Origin of the sequence: Nocardiopsis sp. FR4 (assembly GCF_009830945.1) — a bacterium.
GTDB lineage: Bacteria > Actinomycetota > Actinomycetes > Streptosporangiales > Streptosporangiaceae > Nocardiopsis.
On the sequence record NZ_VWVV01000013.1, the window covers coordinates 139,400 to 160,477 of the forward strand.

Sequence of the window (21,078 nt, forward strand, 5' to 3'; positions counted from 1 at the left end):
GGTACACCCTCCTGCTGGGGACGCCTGCCGTGCGCGGCCGAGCGGACGACCGCCAACCCGCGGCAGGGTGATCGAGAGGGTCGGCGTGCCGCGACACCTGGGGGATCACCGTTCACCGCAGCGTCCGTCCGCCCACCCTCTTCTGGGGGCGTGGTACCGGCTACAGGCGTCTGAAGAACCGTCTCCATGATACCCCGCGCGGTGCGACAAAGTGGCATTGGCGGCCCTGTGCCGCCTCACAACGAACGTTCGGGGAGGGAGTCGAGTCCCTACACGCGGGAAGCCCTCCACGCAAGTCCCGGTGCGGTTGAGTGGCGCCTGCGCGGACCGACCCCGGAGGTCGAACGGACGGTCGGCCGGAGCCCGCCGAGCGGGCTCCGGCCGCGGGAAACCCCGTTCACCTGCGGATATCCACAGGCTGTGGACGGCCGGGAGCGGAGCGCCCCGGAAACGGGCGGGGCTCAGCGGCGGCGGGCGCCGGGGCCGCGGACCTTGATGGACACCACCGTGCCGTCGCCCAACTCCTGGTTCAGGCGGCGGATGAGATCACGCGTCATCGTTCGCGCCTGCGTGGCCATCGTCGGTGAATCAGCTACCAGGACCAGTTCACCTTCCGAATAACTTTCCGGACGGAGCCTTTTGGCGTTGAACTCGCCAACGATGTCGGCCCAGCGGCCGAACACCCCGCCGACGGCCACCTGCTCCTGCCAGCCGTGCTCGATCAGCCAGGTACGCACGGCCTCACCGAACATCTGGGGCTCGTTGCGTGACCGCAACCGGCCACGCCGCCGCGCGCGGGGGGCGCCGCGGGGCACCGCGCCCCGGTCCCGGGCCTCGGCCCGGGCGCGGGCCAGCGCCTGCCGGGCCAGGTCCGCACCGGATGCGCTCGGGGGAGCGGAGGCGCCGGACCCGGGGGAGGCGGGCGCCCCGTCCACAGGCTGTGGACGCAGGCCGCCCGGGCCGGACGCGTCCGGCCCGGGCGCCGACGGACCGTCCACAGGGTGTGGATAGCGCTCACTCACTCTCGACGCCCCCCTCGCGCACGCCGAAGCGGGCCCCGTCCAGCTCCTCGGGGATGTCCTCGGGCACGGCCGCGGTCACCAGGACCTGCTCGGCGTCGCGCACCCGCTCGGCGAGCCTGCGCCGGCGCTCGGTGTCCAGTTCGGCGAACACGTCGTCCAGGATGAGCACCGGGTCGTCGCCGTCGGAGCGCAGGAGGTCGAAGGCGGCCAGCTTGAGGGAGAGCGCGTAGGACCACGACTCGCCCTGGCTGGCGTAGCCCTTGGCTGGCAGGTCGCCCAGCCGCAGGTGCAGGTCGTCGCGGTGCGGCCCCACCAGGCTGATCCCGCGCTGGAGTTCGCGGTCGCGCTCCCGGGCCATGGCCGAGCGCAGGATTTCCACAAGCTGTGGACGGTCGGCGGGCAACCCCTCGCCCTCGGCCGCCGCCCCGCTGCGGTAGCTCGGGACCGCCGGGCCGCCGGAGTCGGCCAGGCCGGCGTAGGCGCGGTCCACCCGCGGGCGCAGCTCCTCCACCAACTCCAGTCGTGCGGCCAGCAGCTCGGCCCCCGCCTCGGCCAGGTGGTCGCCCCACACCTCCAGCGTGCTCAGGTCGGGCGCGGAGCGCTGCTTGAACATGCGGCCCGAGACCGACTTGAGCAGGGCGTTGCGCTGCTTGAGCACCCGGTCGTAGTCGGCGCGCACGCCCGCCATCCGGGGGGCGCGGGCCACCAGCAGGTCGTCCAGGAAGCGGCGCCGCTCGCCCGGGTCGCCCTTGACCAGGGCCAGGTCCTCGGGGGCGAACAGCACCGTGCGCAGGATCCCGAGGACCTCGCGCGGACGGGGCGCGGGCGCCTGGTTGATCCGGGCGCGGTTGGCCCTGCCGGGGTTGAGCTCCAGGTCCACCACCATGGACCGCTCGTCGCGCACCACCTTGGCCCGGATGATCGCGCGGGGCGCGCCCAGGCGCACGAGCGGGGTGTCGGAGGAGACCCGGTGGCTGCCGAGGGTGGCGACGTAGCCGATCGCCTCGACCAGGTTGGTCTTTCCCTGGCCGTTGGCGCCGACGAACACGTTCACGCCGGGGCCCATCTCCAGAAGGGCCTGGGCGTAGGACCGGAAGTCGGCCAGTTGCAGGTGGGATACGTACATCCGGCCTTCCTCCTGGGGCGGTGGCGCGGAAAAGGTGCGGGGGAAGGGTGGGGCACGGGGACGGCCCGGTACGGGCGCGTCCCCGGAAGGGTGGGAGAACGCGTGGCGGCGGGTCGCCTCAGACGTCGTCCGAGGTCTCGGCCCGGTGCACGGCGTGTCCGCCGAACTGCTGGCGCAGGGCCGCCACGACCTTCATGGCCGGGCTGTCGTCCTGGCGGGAGGAGAAGCGGGCGAAGAGGGAGGAGGTGATCGCCGGGGCGGGCACGGCCAGGTCCACGGCGGCCTGGACGGTCCAGCGGCCCTCGCCGGAGTCGTCGGCGTAGCCGCGCAGCCGGGACAGGTCCGGGTCCTCCTCCAAGGCCCGGGAGAGCAGGTCGAGCAGCCAGGAGCGCACCACGGTGCCCTCGCGCCAGCTCTCGAAGGTGCCGGGGACGTCGTCCACCAGGCCCGAGGCGACCATGAGCTCGTAGCCCTCGCCGAAGGCCTGCATCATGCCGTACTCGATGCCGTTGTGCACCATCTTCACGAAGTGCCCGGCGCCGACGAGCCCGGCGTGGACGAAGCCGCCGCCCTCGTCGGGGGTCAGCGAGTCGAAGACCGGGCGGGCCCGCTCGACGTCCTCGGCCGGGCCGCCGACCATGATGCCGTAGCCGTTCTCGCGCCCCCAGACGCCGCCGCTGACCCCGGCGTCGAGGTAGCCGATCCCCTTCTCCGCCAGCGCCTTGGCCCGGACGCGGTCGTCCGCGTAGTGGGAGTTGCCGCCCTCGATGATGAGGTCGCCCGAATCCAGCAGGTCGCCCAGTTCGGCGACGGTCGCGGCGGTGGGGTCGCCCGCGGGGACCATCACCCAGACCACCCGCGGGGCGGCCAGGCGGTCCACGAGCGCGGCCAGGGTGTCGACGTCGCGCTCCGGCGAGGCGACGTCGTAGCCGACGACCTCGTGGCCCTTGTCCCTCAGGCGGGCGGCCATGTTGCCGCCCATCTTGCCGAGGCCGATCATTCCGAGCTGCATGTGGTTGCTCCCCTTCGCCGCCTGTGGTTGGAGGCCTGACCCGCTCCGGGGCGCGGACCGGGTCAGGCTGGTGCCAGTCAATCGAACCAATCGCGGATCAGCCCGGCTGACGCACCGGCATGATCAGGTAGCGGTACTCGGGGGAGGAGCCCTCCTCCGCGGGCTTGCCGGTGAGGATCGACGGCTTGGTCGAGGTGGTGAAGTTCATCCGGGCCACGTCGGTGCCGATGGCGCCGAGCCCGTCCAGCAGGAAGCCGGAGTTGAACGCGATCTGGATGTCGTCGCCCTCCAGGTCCGCCTCCAGGACCTCCACGGCCTGGGCCTCCTCGCCGGTGCCCGCCTCCAGGACGAGCTGTCCCTGGGTGAAGGACAGCCGCAGCGGGGTGTTGCGCTCGGCGACCAGCGAGACGCGCTTGACGGCCTCCACGAACTCCGAGCGGCTGACCTCGGCGACGGAGTTGAACGTGTCCGGCAGCAGGGAGCGGTACTTGGGGAACTCGCCGTCCAGCAGGCGGGTGGTGGTGCGGCGGCCGCCGCCCTCGAAGCCGATCATGCCCTCGCCGCCGCCGCTGTTGGAGAGGGCGATCGAGATCTCGGCGCCCGAGGTGAGCGACTTGGCGGTGTCGTGGAGGGTCTTGGCCGGGACCAGCGCGACCGCGGACAGGTCGGGGTTCTCCGGCTTCCAGGTGAGTTCGCGCACGGCCAGGCGGTAGCGGTCGGTGGAGGCGAGCGTGATGGTCTCGCCCTCGATCTCCACGCGCACACCGGTGAGCATGGGCAGGGTGTCGTCCCGGCCCGCGGCGACGGCCACCTGGCTGACCGCGGCGGCGAAGGCGTCGCTGCCGACGGTCCCGCTCACACCGGGCATCTCCGGGAGCGTGGGGTAGTCCTCCACCGGCATGGTGGTCAGGGTGAACTTGGCGCTGCCGCCGGTGACCACGACCTTCGGGCCCTCGGTGGCGACCTGCACCGGCTGCGGGGGGAGGTTGCGGGTGATCTCGGCCAGGAGCTTGCCGGTGACCAGGACCTTGCCCGGCTCCTCGACCTCGACGTCCACCGCGGCCTGGGTGGAGACCTCGTAGTCGAAGCCCGACAGGCGCAGCTGCTGGCGGCCGTCGAACTCACCGGCCTCCAACAGGATCCCGACGAGCACCGGGACCGACGGGCGTGTCGGGAGTGTGCGCGCGGTCCAGGCGACCGCCTCGGCCAGTACGTCGCGTTCGACCCGGAACTTCACTTTCCGACTCACTTTCCGCACGACCGGTTGTGCCGGTCGAAGCCTCAACGTTGCAGGTCGTGGATCTGTGGGTCTGCCGGGGGCTCCCTCCACAGGGTGTGGACGACCGCGCCGGAGCGCGGGCGGCCGGTGCCGCGGGGAGCCTCCCCGGATCCCGTGTGTGTCACCGTCCGGACCCGGGCGGCGGAGGACAGGGGCGAGACCACACGTTACCCGGATTCACCCGCTGCCGCTGACAGCTCGGCACCGTGCTGTCGTCGCACCCGACTCGGAGCGTTGTCCACAGATTTTCCGCGGAGCGGTTGTGAAGCCACATCTGGGTTAATGAAGGTGCGCAGTAGTAGTAGGGCCTGTGGATAATGTGGATAACCCTTGTTTTCGCTGGTCAGAGCCGGGATTTCTGTCCACAGGCCCTGTGGGTAACCCTGTGGGTAACTCGGGCCGCCTGTGGACAGTTCGAGCCGTCCCCAGGTTTTCCACACTCCGTCCACAGCTCCGTCCACAGGTTTTCCCCAGGTTGTCCACAACAGCCGGTGGTGAGGTGATGGGATCACGTGCTCTCCTGTCCACAGGAACGGGGGCAGTTACCCACAGCCTAGAAGCGGTTTTCCACAAGTTATCCACAGGGTTGTCCACAGAATTGACCCCTCTCCTGTGGATAACTTCGCCGAAGAGGCGCAAAATTTTTTTCTGACCGCTTCCGCAGAACGCCCGAACCCGGGCAAAGAGGCTGTGCACAGGTTTGTCCACAGGACCCCTTCCTCTTCTGTGCAACGGTCGTTGGCACAGTGGCCGCCGGAACCGGTGTGGGAAGGGCAACAGCCTCGGCGAACAGGGTGATCCGGCACCTTCGAGGCACCAGCCGGGTCACGGCCGACGAGACATCCCAACCGGGACGTACGCCCGCACAAGCCTGTGGATAACCCCGCGAAAGGGCGCGGAACCTGTGGATAACAGCGGGCCGCCCCGTGGCGGGGCGGCCCTGTGCACAACCTGTGGAACCGGTGGAGCGGGACCGGTGGAGTCGTCGAACCGATGCGGCCGGGGAACCGGCGGAGCGGCCGGGTCAGCCCATCGAGGGCTGGTCCTTGATCCGGCTGGTGAGCTCGTGCACCTGGTTGTAGATGGACCGGCGCTCGGCCATCAGCGCGCGCACCTTGCGGTCGGCGTGCATCACCGTGGTGTGGTCGCGGCCGAACTGCTGCCCGATCTTGGGGAGGGAGAGCTCGGTCAGCTCCCGGCACAGGTACATGGCGATCTGTCGGGCGGTCACCAGCACCCGCGAGCGCGAGGTCCCGCACAGGTCCTCGACCGTCAGGCCGAAGTAGGCGGCCGTCTGGGACATGATCGCCCCGGCGGTCACCTCGGGCACCTCGGTGCTGGGCACCAGGTCCCGCAGCACCTGGCTGGTCAGGTCCAGGTCCACCGACTGCCGGTTCAGGCTCGCGAACGCGGTGACCCGGATCAGCGCGCCCTCCAGCTCCCGGATGTTGGTGGAGATCTTGCTGGCGATGAACTCCAGCACCTCCGGCGGTGCGGCCAGCCCCTCCTGCGCCGCCTTCTTGCGCAGGATGGCGATCCGCGTCTCCAGCTCGGGCGGCTGGACGTCGGTGAGCAGCCCCCACTCGAACCGGCTGCGCATCCGGTCCTCCAGCGTGGTCAGCTGCTTGGGCGGCCGGTCGCTGGAGATGACGATCTGCTTGTCGGAGTTGTGCAGCGTGTTGAAGGTGTGGAAGAACTCCTCCTGCGTCTGCTCCTTGTTCTCCAGGAACTGGATGTCGTCCACCAGGAGCACGTCGATGTCCCGGTAGCGGCGGCGGAAGCCGTCGGCCTTGCCGTCCCGGATCGAGTTGATGAACTCGTTGGTGAACTCCTCGGAGCTGACGTAGCGCACCCGCGAGCCCTCGTACAGGCGGTGCGTGTAGTGCCCGATGGCGTGCAGCAGGTGGGTCTTGCCCAGCCCGGAGCCGCCGTGGATGAACAGCGGGTTGTAGGCCTTGGCCGGGGCCTCGGCCGCCGCCACCGACGCGGCGTGCGCGAACCGGTTGCTGGAGCCGATGACGAAGGTGTCGAAGGTGTACTTGGGGTTCAGGTGCGCGTGCTCGCCGGCCGGGGCCTCCTGGGAGCGGCCCGGGGGAGCGGGGGCCGGCTCGCTCTCGGCGGCGGGCTCCTCCGGCTCCTCGGCCGGGGGCTCCCCCTCCTCCACCGCGGCCTCGGCGGGCTCCTCCTTCGGGGTCTCCCAGCGGTTGGGCCGGTCCCACTCGGGGCCGGACCAGGACTGCTGCTCCAGCGCGGAGGGCTGCTCCCACAGCGGCGGGGCGGTGGGCGTCTCCTGGGGAGAGGCGAAGGTCTGCTGGACCCAGGGCGCGGGGGCGTCGCGGACCGTGTGCGGCTCCTCCTCGGTGCCGGAGGGCGCGGGGCTGAGCAGGTCGGCCTGGTTCTCCGGCCCGGGCGCCGGGGGGTCGGGCCGCTCGACGGCCACCGGGCGCGCGTGCTGCCCGCGCGGCGCCTCCGGCGGCGGGAAGGAGCTCTGCTGGGGCGGTGCCGGGCGTCCGTAGGCGCCGGGGGGCGCGGGGGTGGGCGGCGGTGTCTGCACGGCGGTGGGGTCGACCGTGACCGCGACCCGGATCTCCCGGCCCAGGTGGGCGGACAGCGCCTTGCTGATCGCCGGGTACAGGCGGGTCTCCAGCACCTTCTTGGTGAACTCGTTGGGCGCCGCGATGAGCGCGGTGTCCTCGATCAGACCCAGCGGACGGGTCTGCGGCAGCCACGCGCGCTGGTGCGCGGGCAGTGAGTCGTTGTCGATCCCGTCCAGCACGCTGGACCAGACCACTGCGAGGTTGACCTGTGCGTCAGCCAAGGTGACCTGCCATGGGTTCAGTCCCTTCGGTGCGGTGCGGAGTGGGAAGGGGGTGCCGGGAGCGACTTCCCATTGTCCCCCCTGCCGGGAGGTGTCGGTGCTTCTGGGGGGTATGGGCTTGTGGATAACTTCACTGCGACGGAAGACACCAAGCCTTTGACTACCTCCGGTATCCACAGGTTCGGGACGTTGTCCACAGGTTTTCCACAGGGTTATCCACAGGATGGCAGATCTTCGTCCACAGTGCAGAGTTATCCACAATCTGCAGGTCAGATGGCGTGTGCGAGAGCTTCTGCGCCGCCCGGGGCCGGAACGGCGGGGGTGGGCGCCGCGTTATCCACAGGCTGAGGTTATCCACAGAGGCGGGGGGCTGGGGAAGTCGCACACGCCTGTGGACAACCACGGGTCCCGGGAAGTGCCCGGGACCCGGGCCCCGAGGACGGGACCCGGCGGGCGGCCGATTTGACCGCGACGGGACCAGGTCGTATCTTCTTTATGCTTATGCCGCTGATCTGCCTGCGCCCGTGATCCCACGGTGGCGCGGTGACGGCTCATGCACCCTGAGGCCCCGCATATCCTGGGGGTCTGTCGTAGTACTTTCCTGACACGCCCCTGGAGCCAGTAGTGAGCAAGCGTACGTACCAGCCGAACAACCGGCGTCGCGCGAAGGTCCACGGCTTCCGGCTGCGCATGCGTACGCGCGCCGGTCGCGCCATCATCGCCTCGCGTCGCCGCAAGGGGCGCGCGGCGCTGACCGTGAGCCACTAGGCCACGCTCAGCCCCACGTTTCTTCGGACCGGTCCGGCCTCTTCGCCGGCCGGTCCCTTTTTCGTGGAAGGAACCCGATGCTCTCGCCGAGGAACCGGATGCGCCACAGCGCGGAGTTCGGCTCCGTCATGCGCTCGGGACGGCGCTCGTCCCGGGACGCCCTGGGCGTGGTCTACCTCGCCCGCGCCGCGTCCGACGACCCGCCACGGGTCGGCTTCGTGGTGAGCAAGGCGGTCGGGGGAGCGGTCGTGCGCAAGCGCGTGCAGCGCAGACTGCGCCACCTGATGCGGCCCCGGTTGGCGGTTCTGCCAACCGGTAGCCTGCTGGTAGTGCGCGCCAGACCCTCCGCCGCCACCGCGCGGCACCGGGAGCTGGCCGCGCAACTCGACGACGCGATCGCCGCGGCGACGCGTCCCCGGGGAACGTCGTCGCGCCGCCGCTCCCCGGCGAGAAGCCGAACAGTGGGGAACCGCTGCCCCGACGCGGGCGGAGAACGGTGGACGGGCTGATGACCGAGCACAGACCGACGGTGCTGGCACGTGCGCTGATCCTGCCGATCCGGGGCTACCAGCGTTTCATCAGCCCGCTCTTCCCCCCGGTGTGCCGTTTCTACCCTTCGTGCAGCGCCTACGCCGTCGAGGCGCTGCGCGTGCACGGCGCCCTCTACGGGTTGTGGCTGGGGGCCCGGCGCATCGCCCGGTGCCACCCCTTCAACCCCGGAGGTCTGGATCCGGTTCCGCCTCGCGGGGGGCGCCGGACCGCGGGCGGAGCCGGGCACACCGGAACCGCTCCCGAGGATCAGTAGCTGAACCGAATCACATAGGAGTTGGCCGGTGCTGGACTGGCTTTACAACATCGTCGGCTGGATCTTGGTCCAGATCCACGCGGGTCTGACCTTCATCGGCCTCGACACTGACAGCGGCTGGGCCTGGGGCCTGTCGATCGTCCTGCTCACCGTGCTGATGCGGCTCCTGCTGGTGCCGCTGTTCGTCAAGCAGATGAACACGCAGCGCAAGATGCAGGACATCCAACCCAAGATCATGAAGCTGCGGGAGCGCTACAAGCACGACAAGGAGCGCCTGCAGAAGGAGTCGATGAAGCTCTACCAGGAGAGCGGAACCAACCCGATCATGGGCTGCCTTCCGCTCCTCCTGCAGATGCCCGTCTTCTTCGCGCTCTTCAGCGTGCTGCGCAGCGTCGCCGAGGGCAACGTGCGCTACGGCTTCACCGAGGAGCTGGTCGAGAGCGCGCGTTCGGCGCTGATCTTCGAGGCCCCCATCGCGGCGCAGTTCAACAGCTCCCCCGACGACCTCCTCGCGCTCGGATCCAGCGACCCGATCATGGCCAAGGTGATCATCGCCATCGCCTGTGTGGTCATGGGCACGACGACCTTCCTCACCATGCGCCAGAGCATGAAGCGCAGCATCACGCAGATGCCCGACAACCCCATGATGCAGACCCAGAAGATCATGATGTACATGGCGCCCCTCTTCGGGCTCTTCGGTCTCATGATGCCGGTCGGCGTGCTCGTCTACTGGGTCACCTCCAACGTCTGGACCATGGGGCAGCAGCACTTCCTCTACAGCAGGCAGCCGGAGCCCGGCGAACCGGCCAAGGACGCCACCAAGGCCAACGGCTCCGCCAAGGGGATGCTCAGCCGGAAGAAGACGGCCGAATCCGCGCCTGAGCCGAAGGAAGAGCCTAAGATCGAACGCAAGCAGCCCAAGAAGCAGCCGCGTTCCAAGCGCTCCGGTGGCGGTTCCCGCTAGCGTCGCTTGGAGACGCGTTCGAGTGCGCAGGCGACGATGCCCCTGAGGCGTACGGCGGGATGAGGAGACGGGATCGCTGTGGCAAGTAGCGTGGAAGAGAGCGGTGGAGTAGCGGTGGCTGAGGCGCCTGAGGCCGGAATCGACATCGAGGCCCTGGAGAACGAGGGCGACATCGCCGCGGACTACATCGAGGGACTCCTCGACATCGCCGACTTCGACGGCGACATCGACATGGACGTCGAGGGAGACCGCGCGCTGGTCTCCGTCGTCGGCGCCACCCTCGACGAGCTCATCGGCGAGAGAGGCGAGGTCCTGGAGGCCCTCCAGGAGCTCACCCGCCTGGCCGTGCACCGGGAGACCGGTGAGCGCAGCCGTCTGATGCTGGACATCGGCGGTTACCGCGAGGGCCGGCGCAGGGTGCTCTTCCAGGTCGGTACCGAGGCCGCCGACAAGGTCAAGGAGTCCGGCGAGGCGTACTCGCTGGAGCCGATGACCCCGTTCGAGCGCAAGGTGGTGCACGACGCGGTGGCCGCCGCCGGTCTGCGCAGCGAGTCCGAGGGCGAGGAGCCGAACCGCTACGTGGTGGTGCACCCCGCCTCCTGAGGGAGCGGGCACCCCGAGGGGGTGGCGATGTTTCACGTGAAACGTCGCCACCCCCTTCCTGTTTCACGTGAAACCCCGGTGCTCCCCGCGCGTAGGATCATGGAGGGCCGCGCTGGCTCCAGCGCGGGGCCAAGGAAACGACGATGAACGAGTACAGGTGGTGACCGATGACCTCGGGCGCTGAGGAATCCGGCGTGGCGGAGGCCGTTTTCGGGAACTCCCTGCCGAAGGCGCGGCGCTACGCCGAACTGCTCGCCGATGACGGGGTGCGGCGGGGCCTGATCGGTCCCCGTGAGGTGCCGCGCCTGTGGGAGCGCCATCTCATCAACTGCGCCGTCGTCGAGGAGCTCCTCCCCGAGGGTGCCGAGGTGGTGGACATCGGCTCGGGGGCTGGCCTGCCCGGCCTGGTGCTCGGCCTGATGCGCCCCGACATCCGGATGGTCCTCCTCGAACCCCTCCTGCGCAGGACCGTCTTCCTCAACGAGGCGGTCGAGCTCCTGGACCTGCCCAACGTCGAGGTGCGGCGGGGCCGGGCCGAGGAGGCGCACGGGGAGCTCTACACCGACTTCGTGACCGCGCGCGCGGTCGCCCCGCTGTCCCGGCTCGCGGGATGGGCCCTGCCGCTGTTGCGCAAGGACGGCAGCCTCCTCGCGCTCAAGGGCGAGCAGGCGGAGGCCGAGTTGGCCGCGGCGGGGCAAGACGTTTCGAAACTGCGGCCTAGCGTTAGCGATGTGATCAGGGTGGGTCGGGGTAAAGTCGATCCCGCTACCACGGTCGTTCGCGTCACGGTGACATCCGACGGTGGTCCGCCCCGGAGCGGCAAGAAGAAGCGCGGACGGAAGAGGTGAACTCATTCGTGTCCCACAACAACGCCGATGTTTCACGTGAAACGTCGCCCGGCTACGGGGACCTGCTCGATGTTTCACGTGAAACACCGGCCGGTGCCCCCGAATCCCCGCTCGCCCGCGCGGCCATGGCGGCCCGCCGGCACGACGAGACCTGGCCCCGCCCCGCCTCCTGCCGGGTGATCGGTGTCGCCAACCAGAAGGGCGGCGTCGGCAAGACCACCACCACGGTCAACATCGCGGCGGCCCTGGCGATGCACGGACAGCGCGTCCTCGTGGTGGACCTGGACCCGCAGGGCAACGCCTCCACGGCCCTCGGCATGGAGCGCGACAACCAGACCCGGTCCATCTACCACTGCCTGGTGGAGGACGAGGAGATCCGCAAGCTCGCCCAGCCGGTGCCGGACATCCCCAACCTGTGGTGCGCCCCGGCCACCATCGACCTGGCCGGAGCCGAGATCGAGCTCGTCTCCCTCGTCGCGCGCGAGGCACGGCTCAAGCGGGCCTTCGCCGCCTACGACACCTCGGACCTGGACTACATCCTCATCGACTGCCCGCCCTCGCTCGGACTGCTCACGGTCAACGCGATGGTGGCGTGCGACGAGGTCATGATCCCGATCCAGTGCGAGTACTACGCCCTGGAGGGTCTGGGCCAGCTGCTGCGCAACGTGGAGCTCGTCCAGTCCCACCTCAACCCCGGGCTGGCGATCAGCACCATCCTGCTGACGATGTACGACGGCCGCACCCGGCTCTCGCAGCAGGTCGCCGACGAGGTGCGCTCGCACTTCGGGGACACCGTCCTGGAGACGCTGATCCCCCGCAGCGTCCGCGTGTCGGAGGCGCCCAGCTACGGCCAGTCGGTGATGACCTACGACCCGGCGTCCACCGGCGCGGTGGCCTACCTGCGGGCCGCCCGGGAGATCGCCCACCGGGCACAGCGAGACGGGCACAGTGAGACGGCCCGGCGGGCCTAGTTCGTGAGGAAGGAAAATTGCCGGTGAGCCAGCAGCGGCGAGGTCTGGGCAGGGGACTGGGAGCGCTCATCCCCCAGGGCCCCGCTCCGTCGGAGAGCGTACGGGAACCAGCGGAACCCGAGGCCGTCGAGCAGGTCGAGCAGCACGTGTCGGCGATGCCGGACGGGACGTACCTGGAGGAGATCGAGCTCGGCGCGATCACGCCGAACCCCCGACAGCCGCGGCACTACTTCGACGACCAGGCCCTGGAGGAGCTGCGCGACTCGATCAGCGAGGTCGGCCTCCTCCAGCCCGTCGTGGTGCGCAAGCTGGAGGGCGGGGGCGCGCCCCGGTACGAGCTGATCATGGGCGAGCGCCGGTGGCGGGCGAGCAAGGAGGCCGGCCTCGACCGGATCCCCGCGATCGTCCGGAGCACCAGCGACGACGAACTCCTCCGGGACGCCCTCCTGGAGAACCTGCACCGGCAGGAGCTCAACCCGCTGGAGGAGGCCGCGGCGTATCAGCAGCTGTTGGACGACTTCGGCGCCACCCACGGGGAGCTGGCCCAGCGGATCGGTCGGTCCCGCTCGCACATCACCAACACCCTGCGCCTGCTGAACCTGACGCCGAAGGTGCAGACGCGCGTGGCCGCCGGTGTGCTCAGCGCCGGACACGCGCGCGCCCTGCTGGGCGTGGAGGACCCCGACCTCCAGGACCGGCTCGCGGCCCGGGTGGTCCAGGAGGGTATCTCGGTGCGCTCCCTGGAGGAGATGGTCGCGCTCCGGGAGGCGCCGGACGAGGACAGGCCGCGGCGCACCTCGGCCCGGATCGCCAACCCGCCCCAGGTGGAGGAGTGGGCCACCCGTCTGGCGGACCGCCTGGACACCACCGTGAAGGTGGACATCGGCCGGAGGAAGGGCAAGATCGTCGTGGAGTTCGCGACGATGGAGGACCTGGAGCGCATCATCGGCCAGATGGACACCTGATCCCCGAGGCCGTGTTTCACGTGAAACACGGCCTCGGGGCCGCCCCGCGCGAGCGCTGTTTCACGTGAAACGTCCGGGCGCGCTCCGGGCGCGAGGGCGCCCCGCACGCTCCCCGGGCAGGCGAAGGCCCCCGGACGCTGAGGTTCCAGCAGTAGTCCGGGGGCCTCCGGCGGAGCGCGGTCGGGCCGGGGGTTACAGGAACTCGGCCAGGTCCTTCTCCAGGACGCGCTTGGGCTTGGCGCCGATGATCTGCTTGACGACCTCACCGTCCTTGTAGACGTTCATCGTCGGCAGGGACATCACGTTGTAGGCGCGCGGCGTGTTGGGGTTCTGGTCGGTGTTGAGCTTGACGATCTCGATCTTGTCGCCGTACTCCTCGGCCATCTTGTCCAGGACCGGGGCCATCTGCTTGCACGGGCCGCACCAGTCGGCCCAGAAGTCCACCAGGACCGGCTTGTCGCTGGCGAGGACGTCGTCCTTGAAGGAGTCGTCGGTAACGTGCTTGACAGTGGACATGGTTCTCCTTGGTTCGACGAAACCGGGATGGCGGGGGGTGGGTGGGCGGCTTTCCGGTCGCCCCGGGGAAGCCGCCCGGGGATGGTCAGTTGCCTCGCTCGGCGAGGTAGCGCTCGGCGTCCAGGGAGGCGGCGCACCCGGTGCCGGCGGCGGTGATGGCCTGGCGGTACTGGTGGTCGACCACGTCGCCCGCGGCGAAGACGCCCTCCAGGCTGGTGCGCGTGGACGGGAAGTCCACCTTCACGTAGCCCTCCTCGTCCAGCTCCAGCTGCTTGGCGAAGAGCTCCACCCGGGGGTCGTGGCCGATCGCGACGAACAGCCCGGTCACGTCCAGGGTGCCGGCCTCGTCCGTCTGGTTGTTCCGGATGCTCAGTCCGGTGACGCGCTCCTCGCCCAGCACCGCGGTGACCTCGGTGTTCCAGAGGAAGCTGATCTTCTCGTTGGCCTGGGCCCGCTCGGCCATGATGCGACTGGCGCGCAGCTCGCCGCGGCGGTGGATCACGGTGACGGACTTGGCGAAGCGGGTGAGGAAGAGAGCCTCCTCCATGGCGGTGTCGCCGCCGCCGACCACCGCGATGTCCTGGTCGCGGAAGAAGAAGCCGTCGCAGGTGGCGCACCAGGAGGTGCCGCGCCCGGACAGCTCCTTCTCACCGGGCACGCCCAGCTCGCGGTACCCGGAGCCGGTGGCGAGGATGACCGTGTGCGCGAGGAAGGTCTCACCGCCCGCGACGACCTCCTTGACCGGCTTGGCCAGGTCGACGGAGGTCACGTCCTCGGGGACCAGCTCGGCGCCGAAGCGCTCGGCCTGCTTGCGCATGCTGTCCATCAGGTCGGGACCCATGATGCCGTCGGGGAAGCCGGGGAAGTTCTCGACCTCGGTGGTGTTCATCAGCGCGCCGCCTGCGGTGATGGACCCCTCGAACACCAGGGGGCGCAGCTCGGCACGGGCGGCGTACACGGCGGCGGTGTACCCGGCCGGTCCGGAACCGATGATGATGACATTGCGGACGTCACTCACGCTCGTTGGCCCTTCACACAGTCACTGCCCTGGCCACGCGGTGTGACCCCAGGGGAAGATGGTTAGCACAACCGATGGTAGGCGTAGGGCATTCCCCCTCGGACACCGTCCCAGGCTACGGGGGCGGGGTATCGGGGCGGGGCCGGGACGGTGTGTTGAGCCGTCCCGGGGCCGTTGCGGACCGGCCTCGGGGCCGACCGCGGACCCGGGAGCGCCTCAGACGTCCCAGGAGGGGTCGGCGCCGCCCGGGTGGACCGGGGGCAGGGTCGGCGCCGGGTCGCCGCCCAGGCGCGGCCCAGAAGCCCGGTGACGCGCCCTACCGCCAGGGCAGGGCCGCCCGCACCGCCCAGGCGGCGGCACCCGCCACGAGCCCCCAGGCGGCGTTCACCGCCAGCACGCCCGCGAACCCGAACGGGCTGGTGAGCGGGCCCCGGAGCCCCTCACCCGTCAGGGGGGACAGGACCGCGCTCAGCACGATGGCGAGCACACCGTAGGCCAGTCCCGTGTACACCAGGGTCAGCACGGGGCGCGGGACGCGGGCGAGCACCGCGGCCAGCACCCAGGCGGCGGTGATGAGCAGGGTGGTCCCCACCGGCAGGACCGGTCCCGCGTCCAGGGACTCGCTCACCCCCGTGATGTTGAGGAGCGGACGCAGCAGGGCGAGCGCGCCGAGCCCCAGCACCAGCGACCACGGGATGTCGGTGGAGGGACCGGCGGGGGAGGGCGCGGACGGTGTCGGTTCGGGGTTCACGTCTGCCTCACAGGTCGGGACGGGCTGGTCGCCGTGTCGGTGAGGCGACACGTCGACAGATCGACGGGCCGCCTCACCCCCACGCTAGGAAGCGCGGGCGTCCGCGCGCCTCCGTTCCCGGCCCCGGGCCCCTACGTCCCCCGGCCCCCGCCGCCTACGCCCGGACGCGTAACGGCGCGGGCGCGCGGACGCCGGACGGCCGGGCCCCGGCTCCGTAGAATCGCCGCATGCCCAGCGACCGCCAGGAAGCCATCGTCGACGCCCTCCTGGGGTTCGCCGTCTTCGCCGTGGTGGCGATCGCGGTCGCGTCCGACGTCAGCGGCACGGGCAACCTGCCGCTGGGCTACGGGCTGGCCGCGCTGCTCGGGGCGCTCATGCTCCTGCGCCGCCGCTGGCCGGTCGCGGTCCTGGCGGCCACCTCGGTGCTCGTCATCGCCAACTACGTCCTCGACCTGCCCGTCATCGGGCTGGCGGTCCCCATGGCCGCCGCCCTGTACTCCACCGCCGAGGCCGGACGCGCGCTCTGGGCGGCGGCGACGGGGGCCGCCCTGGTCGCGGTCTCGACCGCGGTCCGCCTGGGCGAGGGACAGGACCCCGCCTACCTGCTCGGGTACGAGCTGGCCTCCACCGTGGCGGTCATGGGCGCGGCCGTCGCCCTGGGGCACGCACGGTGGCAGAACCGCGTGGCCGGGCACCAGCGCGCGCGGATGGAGCTGCTGGACCGGCGGGCCCGTGAGCACGAGGCGGCCGAGCGGCTGTCCCTCGAACGCGCCCGCGTCGCCCGCGACCTGCACGACGCGGTGGGCCACCACCTGTCCGTGGTGTCCCTGCACGCCTCCGTGGCCGCCGAGGCCCTGGCCGAGGATCCGGCGGACACGGCCGCCGCCCGCGACGAGCTGGAGCACGTGACCCGGTCCTCCCGTGCGGGCCTGCGCGAGCTGCGCGCCACCGTGCGGGCACTGCGCGAGGCCGACCCCGGGGACGGCCGGATCGCCTCCCTGGCGCACCTGGACGAGCTGGCGGACACGGTCCGCGCCGCCGGGGTGGACGTGACGGTGACCGGTGCGCCCCGTCCCGGCGAACTGCCGGGGGTGGTGGACGCGACCGCCTACCGGATCGTCCAGGAGGCGCTCACCAACACCCTGCGCCATGCCCGGGCCCGAACGGCCCGGGTGGACTTCACGAGGGAGGGCGGAGTGCTCGGAGTCACGGTGGCCGACGACGGCGGCGGGGAGGCGGTACCAGACGGCACCGCGGTCGGCAGCGGGCTGGCGGGGATGCGCGAGCGCGTGCGCCTGGTCGGCGGTTCCCTGGAGGCGGGCCCCGGGCTCGGGGGAGGGTTCGGCGTGCGCGCGCGGCTGCCCCTGGGAGGTGAGCGGTGATCCGGGTCCTGCTGGTGGACGACCAGCCCCTCGTCCGCACCGGGGTGCGCGCCCTCCTGGAGCGCGACGACGGCATCGAGGTGGTGGCCGAGTCGTCCGACGGCCGCGAGGCACTGGCGGACATCGACCGCCACCGCCCCGACGTCGTCCTGCTCGACCTCCAGATGCCCGCCCTGGACGGCCTGTCCGTGCTGCGCGAGCTGGGGCGCCGGGGGAGGCCCGCACCGGGTGCGGTGCGGGAGGCCGACAGGTCGACGGACGGTCATGTCGACACGTCGGCGCGCGGCGGGCCCCGGGTGGTGGTGCTCACCACCTTCGGCGAGGACGACAACGTGTTCACCGCCCTGCGGCTGGGCGCCTCCGGCTTCCTCCTCAAGGACGCGGGCCCGGACGAGCTGCGCGAGGGGGTCCGCACGGTCGCGGCGGGGGAGGCCCTGCTCTCGCCCGGGGTCACGCGACGGGTGATCGAGCGGCTGGCCGACACCTCCGTGGCCCCCGAGGCGGCCGAGCGGCTCCGCGTGCTCACCGACCGGGAGCGGCAGGTGCTCGCCCTGGTCGGCCGGGGCCTGTCGAACCAGGAGATCGGGGCGCGGCTGCACCTGAGCCCGGCCACCGCGCGCACCCACGTGGGCCGGGTCCTGGCCAAACTCGGGGCCCGGGACCGGGTCAACCTGGTGGTGATCGCCTACGAGACGGGGCTGGTGCGCCCGGGCCGGTGAGGGGCCCGGGCACACCGGGGACGGGTCGCTCTGTCGACACGGCGACACGTCGACGGATCGGTGAGGCGACAGGAGGACCCGGCGGAGGCCCGCCGGGGATCCGGTCAGGGGGCCTGGACGGTCTCCCGGGCGAGGACGCTCTGCTCGGCCCGAGCGCCCTGGGCGCAGCGCGGGTCGACCACGTACACGTCGACCTCCTCGTCCGCGGGCGCGGTGAACAGCACCCAGGCGCGGGAGTCCGCGTCGCCGTAGTGGGCGTCGTCCACCAGGGCGAAGGACGTCCCGAGCTCCTCACCGAGCAGCGCGGCGCACTCCGCCACCCCCGGGGGCGCGGTCTCCGCCGCGGTCATCGGCTCGGCCCCGCCGTCCGCGGGCACGCCGTGCACGGGCGACAGGTCGAGCGTGCGCTCGGCCTGTGCGGACAGGGAGGCCCCGTCGTAGACCGTGCCGCTGGAGACCACCTGGGGCGTGTAGGACTGGGCGGTGTCCGGGGCGGCCTCCTCGCCTCCGTCCTCGGACAACGGCGCCGCGACCCCGGCCTGGTCCTGCTGGCCCGCCACGAGGCCGTTGAACACCGCCGCGCCGCCGCCTCCGACGACGACCGCGGCGGCGGCCACCATCAGCAGCCGGGCCGTGTTGACCCCGCCCGGGCCCCGGCGCACGCGCGACAGCGGGACCACGGTGGCCCCGGCGCCGCCGACCGGGGGTACGGGTCCGACCCGGGCCGCGCCCGGCGGCTCCTCCCCGGCCCCGGTCCGCGCCGACCGTTCGCGCACCGCCTCGGCGACGCGCTGGTCGAGGAGGTCGGCGACGTCCCTGGGCATGGGGGGCGTCGGCGCGGCGGCCAACGCCTCGCTCACCCCGGTGAGTTCGCCCAGGGTCGCCGCGCAGATGGGGCATGTGTCCACGTGGGCGGCGACGGTGCGTTCCTCGTCGGGCTCCAGGAGCTCCTCGGCGAAGAAGGCGAGCGCCTCCACGTCTGGATGCGACGTCACGATGGGTTGGCACCTCCTCTCCCAGTTGTGACGTCTCCGCGGTGCTGAGGGTTCCTCAGATGGGCCAGTGAGGGCAGAAGTTTCGCGCGACCTCGCGCACACCGGCTCTTCACCGTTCCCGACGCCACGTCCAGGATCTGTGCGGCCTCCTCCACCCGGTAGCCGAGCATGTCCACGAGGGTGAGCGCCATGCGCTGGTCCAGGGGGAGCTCCTCCAGGGCCGCGTGCACGTCCAGCCGGGCCTCGGTCTGCGCGGCGTGGTCGGGGGCGCCGCCCATGCGGCCCAGCCGCTCGTTGGACATGACGTCCAGGGCGGAGTCCTCGGTGGGGGTGGCCGGGCGCACCTTCCGCCGGCGCAGGCGGTCGTGGCAGGCGTTGACCACGATCCGGTGCAGCCACGTGGTGACCTGGGACTCGCCGCGGAAGCGGTCGGCCGCGCGGAACGCGGACACGAACGCGTCCTGGAGCGCGTCGGAGGCCTCCTCGGGGTCGCCCAGCATGCGTACGGCGACAGCCCACAGGCGCTCACGGTGACGGCGCACCAGTACCGCGAAGGCCTGGTCGTCACCCTGAGCGTGCCTGGTCAACAGCTCCTGGTCAGGAGGCTCCTGGGCCGCGTCCATCAGTTCCGATCACGTATCCCCACACATCGGCGTCCTTGGGTCCGCGAGGATACGGGAGGACCGTCCGGCCCGGAACCGGTCGGCCCTCCCGAACCCCTGCGTCATGTGATGCCGAGCACCTCGACCCCGTTCACGGTTCCGCGCCAGTCACCGTCCACGTTGGGCAGATCGGTGAACCAGATGAGAACGTAGCTCCCGGTGGCCCCGCCCTCGATCTCCACGGTCGTGGAGCCGCTCACCGTCCGCTCCGCGGCCACGGGCAGGCTGGCGTCCAGACTGGCCTGGTCGCTCACGGAGTCGCTGTCGCCGACACGGATCTGCACCGCGTAGTCGTGCGCGGGCATGTCCAGGTCGACCGCGTGGACCTCCCGGCCGGAGTCGAGTTCGAGGAGGAGCCCCACACCCTCCTTCAGGTTCGGGAGGGGGTCCTTGTAGCCCTCGGTGTTCCACACGGTGGCCGGGTCGCCGTCGATCGCGTTCCCGGCCTTGTCCGAGTGCTCGTCGTTGTCACCGAAGGGGTCGAACCCGCGGGCCCCGGTGACGTCCAACGGGACCAGGTCCTCGGAGGAGCCGCCCCCGGAGACGTCGTCGCTGGTGTCACCGCTCGGCACGGCCGGGTCGTCGGCGTCGCGCATGTTCGCCCCCACCGTCCAGGCGCCCACCACCACGACGGCGAACAGCACCGTGGCCAGCGCGCCGATGAGGATCTTCCGGGCGGAGGGCTGGGTGCGCTCCGCCCGCCGGTCCATGCGTGAGGGGGCCGAGTGCCCGCGGCCCCCGTCCGGCCCCGCGCCGCGCTGGGCGGACGCGGTCCGGACGCCGGAGCCCCGCTGCGGTCCGGTGCCCCCGCGCGCGGCGGAGGCACGGGCGCCGCGGTGGGGGCCGGAGTCGCGGTCGTACCCCGACCGGCCGTTGCCCGTGCTGTCGAACTCGCCGGTGCGCCGGGAGGTCCCGGGCTCGGGCGGCGGCGTCGACTCGGCCGGGGCGACCGGGAGCGGGATGAGGCGGGGGACCTCGGCCATGGCCGCGCAGAAGTCGGCCGGTGAGGTGATCGGACCGCCGGGCACCGTCTGCCCCGCGAGCTGCGGCAGGGCGGCGCGCGTGGTGATGGTCCCGAGGGTCTCGTTGATGCCCTGCCGGATGTGGTGGGGCGGGTAGGGGCCCGCGGGCCCCTGCGGGGCGGCGGGCAGACCGCTCTGCGGGCCGCCGGGCCAGTGCCCGGTGAGCGCCGCGTAGAGCAGGTTGCCCAGCCCCCGGGCGTCGTCGGCGGCGGGGTTGGCGGTGGCGGCGCCCAACAGCGCGGCGTCCACACCGATACCGGTCACCTTGACCGCGCCCCCGCTGCTCCACATGAGCTTGCTCGGGGTCAGGCAGAGGTGGTGCAGGCCGCCCGCGTGCGCGGCGGCGATGGCCTCGGCCGCCTCGGCGACCAGGCCGGCGGCGCGCTCGGGCTCCATGGGGCCCTGCGCGACGAGGTCGGCGAGGGAGGAGCCGATGACCCACTCCTCGACGACGTAGGGGACGGGGGAGGAGTCGTCGGCGTCGAAGACCTGGGTGACGCGGGCGTCGGGGATGCGGCTCGTGGCCCTGGCGGCGCGCACGACCTCGGACGTGCGCGGGAAGCCTTCGGCGAAGGTCCACACGGCGACGGGGCGCGCGAGCGTCTCGTCGGTGGCCTTCCAGCGAGTGGCTCCGCCGGTCTCGCTCACCACCTGGTCGAGGCGGTAGCGGTTGGCCAGCTTCGCCCCGGGTTCGATGAGGAAGGTGCTCATGATGGGAGTGACGGGCGCAAGTGCCGTTGGTTCGCCCGCTCCGTCGCCTCGTGTCCGCCCGCGGACCGGAACGGTCGCGCGGGTCTCTCCGGTCCTGAGGACCGGGACTGAAGCGGTACGG

General features: G+C 71.7%; 21 protein-coding genes. 10 read left to right on the forward strand and 11 right to left on the reverse strand.

The genetic code is table 11. The annotated features are described in order from the left end of the window. Positions 1–461: 461 nt before the first annotated feature. From FYW95_RS14600 to dnaA, 5 genes are all read right to left on the reverse strand, one after another. A complete protein-coding gene (locus tag FYW95_RS14600) occupies positions 462–950 on the reverse strand; it encodes a DciA family protein (protein ID WP_159943402.1) in 489 nt (162 codons plus the stop codon). Positions 951–1,014: 64 nt separating this feature from the next. Next, positions 1,015–2,148 carry a DNA replication/repair protein RecF gene (recF, locus tag FYW95_RS14605; RefSeq protein ID WP_159943368.1) on the reverse strand — a complete coding sequence of 378 codons (1,134 nt, stop codon included), beginning with the start codon at positions 2,146–2,148 and terminating at the stop codon, positions 1,015–1,017. Positions 2,149–2,266: 118 nt separating this feature from the next. After that, entirely contained in the window at positions 2,267–3,160 is an 894-nt protein-coding gene (gene gnd, locus FYW95_RS14610) for a phosphogluconate dehydrogenase (NAD(+)-dependent, decarboxylating) (RefSeq protein ID WP_159943369.1), read from the reverse strand. Positions 3,161–3,257: 97 nt separating this feature from the next. Next, entirely contained in the window at positions 3,258–4,397 is a 1,140-nt protein-coding gene (gene dnaN, locus FYW95_RS14615; RefSeq protein WP_159943370.1) for a DNA polymerase III subunit beta, read from the reverse strand. Positions 4,398–5,463: 1,066 nt separating this feature from the next. Then, positions 5,464–7,230, reverse strand: coding sequence for a chromosomal replication initiator protein DnaA (dnaA, locus tag FYW95_RS14620; RefSeq protein ID WP_236567865.1), 1,767 nt, complete (start codon positions 7,228–7,230; stop codon positions 5,464–5,466). Between the two features lie 651 nt (positions 7,231–7,881). Between dnaA and rpmH the strand changes: the two genes are divergently transcribed. From rpmH to FYW95_RS14660, 8 genes are all read left to right on the forward strand, one after another. After that, positions 7,882–8,025 carry a 50S ribosomal protein L34 gene (gene rpmH, locus FYW95_RS14625; protein WP_013155858.1) on the forward strand — a complete coding sequence of 48 codons (144 nt, stop codon included), beginning with the start codon at positions 7,882–7,884 and terminating at the stop codon, positions 8,023–8,025. A 77-nt stretch (positions 8,026–8,102) separates the two neighbouring features. After that, the gene (gene rnpA, locus FYW95_RS14630; RefSeq protein ID WP_159943372.1) at positions 8,103–8,534 is read left to right on the forward strand and encodes a ribonuclease P protein component; all 432 of its coding nucleotides are present in this window, start codon (positions 8,103–8,105) and stop codon (positions 8,532–8,534) included. Further along, positions 8,534–8,830 carry a membrane protein insertion efficiency factor YidD gene (gene yidD, locus FYW95_RS14635; RefSeq protein WP_159943373.1) on the forward strand — a complete coding sequence of 99 codons (297 nt, stop codon included), beginning with the start codon at positions 8,534–8,536 and terminating at the stop codon, positions 8,828–8,830. The genes rnpA and yidD overlap by 1 nt, the downstream gene beginning before the upstream one ends. A gap of 28 nt (positions 8,831–8,858) precedes the next feature. Beyond that, positions 8,859–9,794 (forward strand): membrane protein insertase YidC, encoded by a 936-nt coding sequence (yidC, locus tag FYW95_RS14640; protein WP_159943374.1) that lies wholly within the window; start codon positions 8,859–8,861, stop codon positions 9,792–9,794. A 114-nt stretch (positions 9,795–9,908) separates the two neighbouring features. After that, positions 9,909–10,397, forward strand: a complete 489-nt coding sequence (locus tag FYW95_RS14645; protein ID WP_159943375.1) for a Jag family protein — start codon at positions 9,909–9,911, stop codon at positions 10,395–10,397. Between the two features lie 167 nt (positions 10,398–10,564). Further along, positions 10,565–11,245, forward strand: coding sequence for a 16S rRNA (guanine(527)-N(7))-methyltransferase RsmG (gene rsmG / locus FYW95_RS14650; protein WP_159943376.1), 681 nt, complete (start codon positions 10,565–10,567; stop codon positions 11,243–11,245). Between the two features lie 125 nt (positions 11,246–11,370). Continuing rightward, entirely contained in the window at positions 11,371–12,216 is an 846-nt protein-coding gene (locus FYW95_RS14655) for a ParA family protein (RefSeq protein WP_201294873.1), read from the forward strand. Between the two features lie 23 nt (positions 12,217–12,239). Then, complete coding sequence (locus tag FYW95_RS14660) at positions 12,240–13,181, forward strand: ParB/RepB/Spo0J family partition protein (RefSeq protein WP_159943377.1); 942 nt, start codon at positions 12,240–12,242, stop codon at positions 13,179–13,181. Between the two features lie 192 nt (positions 13,182–13,373). Here FYW95_RS14660 and trxA read toward each other — a convergent pair whose 3' ends face one another. From trxA to FYW95_RS14675, 3 genes are all read right to left on the reverse strand, one after another. Then, positions 13,374–13,697: a thioredoxin gene (gene trxA / locus FYW95_RS14665; protein ID WP_159943378.1), complete on the reverse strand. Its 324-nt coding sequence runs from the start codon at positions 13,695–13,697 to the stop codon at positions 13,374–13,376. An 85-nt stretch (positions 13,698–13,782) separates the two neighbouring features. Continuing rightward, positions 13,783–14,715: a thioredoxin-disulfide reductase gene (gene trxB / locus FYW95_RS14670; RefSeq protein ID WP_159943379.1), complete on the reverse strand. Its 933-nt coding sequence runs from the start codon at positions 14,713–14,715 to the stop codon at positions 13,783–13,785. Positions 14,716–15,031: 316 nt separating this feature from the next. Then, entirely contained in the window at positions 15,032–15,466 is a 435-nt protein-coding gene (locus tag FYW95_RS14675) for a hypothetical protein (RefSeq protein ID WP_159943380.1), read from the reverse strand. Between the two features lie 227 nt (positions 15,467–15,693). Between FYW95_RS14675 and FYW95_RS14680 the strand changes: the two genes are divergently transcribed. Together FYW95_RS14680 and FYW95_RS14685 are read left to right on the forward strand one after the other, a co-directional pair. Further along, a complete protein-coding gene (locus FYW95_RS14680; protein WP_159943381.1) occupies positions 15,694–16,848 on the forward strand; it encodes a sensor histidine kinase in 1,155 nt (384 codons plus the stop codon). Continuing rightward, the gene (locus FYW95_RS14685) at positions 16,845–17,567 is read left to right on the forward strand and encodes a response regulator (RefSeq protein ID WP_159943382.1); all 723 of its coding nucleotides are present in this window, start codon (positions 16,845–16,847) and stop codon (positions 17,565–17,567) included. The genes FYW95_RS14680 and FYW95_RS14685 overlap by 4 nt, the downstream gene beginning before the upstream one ends. Before the next feature lie 104 nt (positions 17,568–17,671). Here FYW95_RS14685 and FYW95_RS14690 read toward each other — a convergent pair whose 3' ends face one another. From FYW95_RS14690 to FYW95_RS14700, 3 genes are all read right to left on the reverse strand, one after another. After that, positions 17,672–18,562, reverse strand: a complete 891-nt coding sequence (locus tag FYW95_RS14690) for an anti-sigma factor family protein (RefSeq protein ID WP_236567862.1) — start codon at positions 18,560–18,562, stop codon at positions 17,672–17,674. Next, positions 18,559–19,185, reverse strand: coding sequence for an RNA polymerase sigma factor SigM (gene sigM, locus FYW95_RS14695; RefSeq protein ID WP_159943383.1), 627 nt, complete (start codon positions 19,183–19,185; stop codon positions 18,559–18,561). The genes FYW95_RS14690 and sigM overlap by 4 nt, the downstream gene beginning before the upstream one ends. 101 nt (positions 19,186–19,286) lie before the next feature. After that, positions 19,287–20,957 (reverse strand): protein kinase family protein, encoded by a 1,671-nt coding sequence (locus tag FYW95_RS14700; protein WP_159943384.1) that lies wholly within the window; start codon positions 20,955–20,957, stop codon positions 19,287–19,289. Positions 20,958–21,078: the final 121 nt, after the last annotated feature.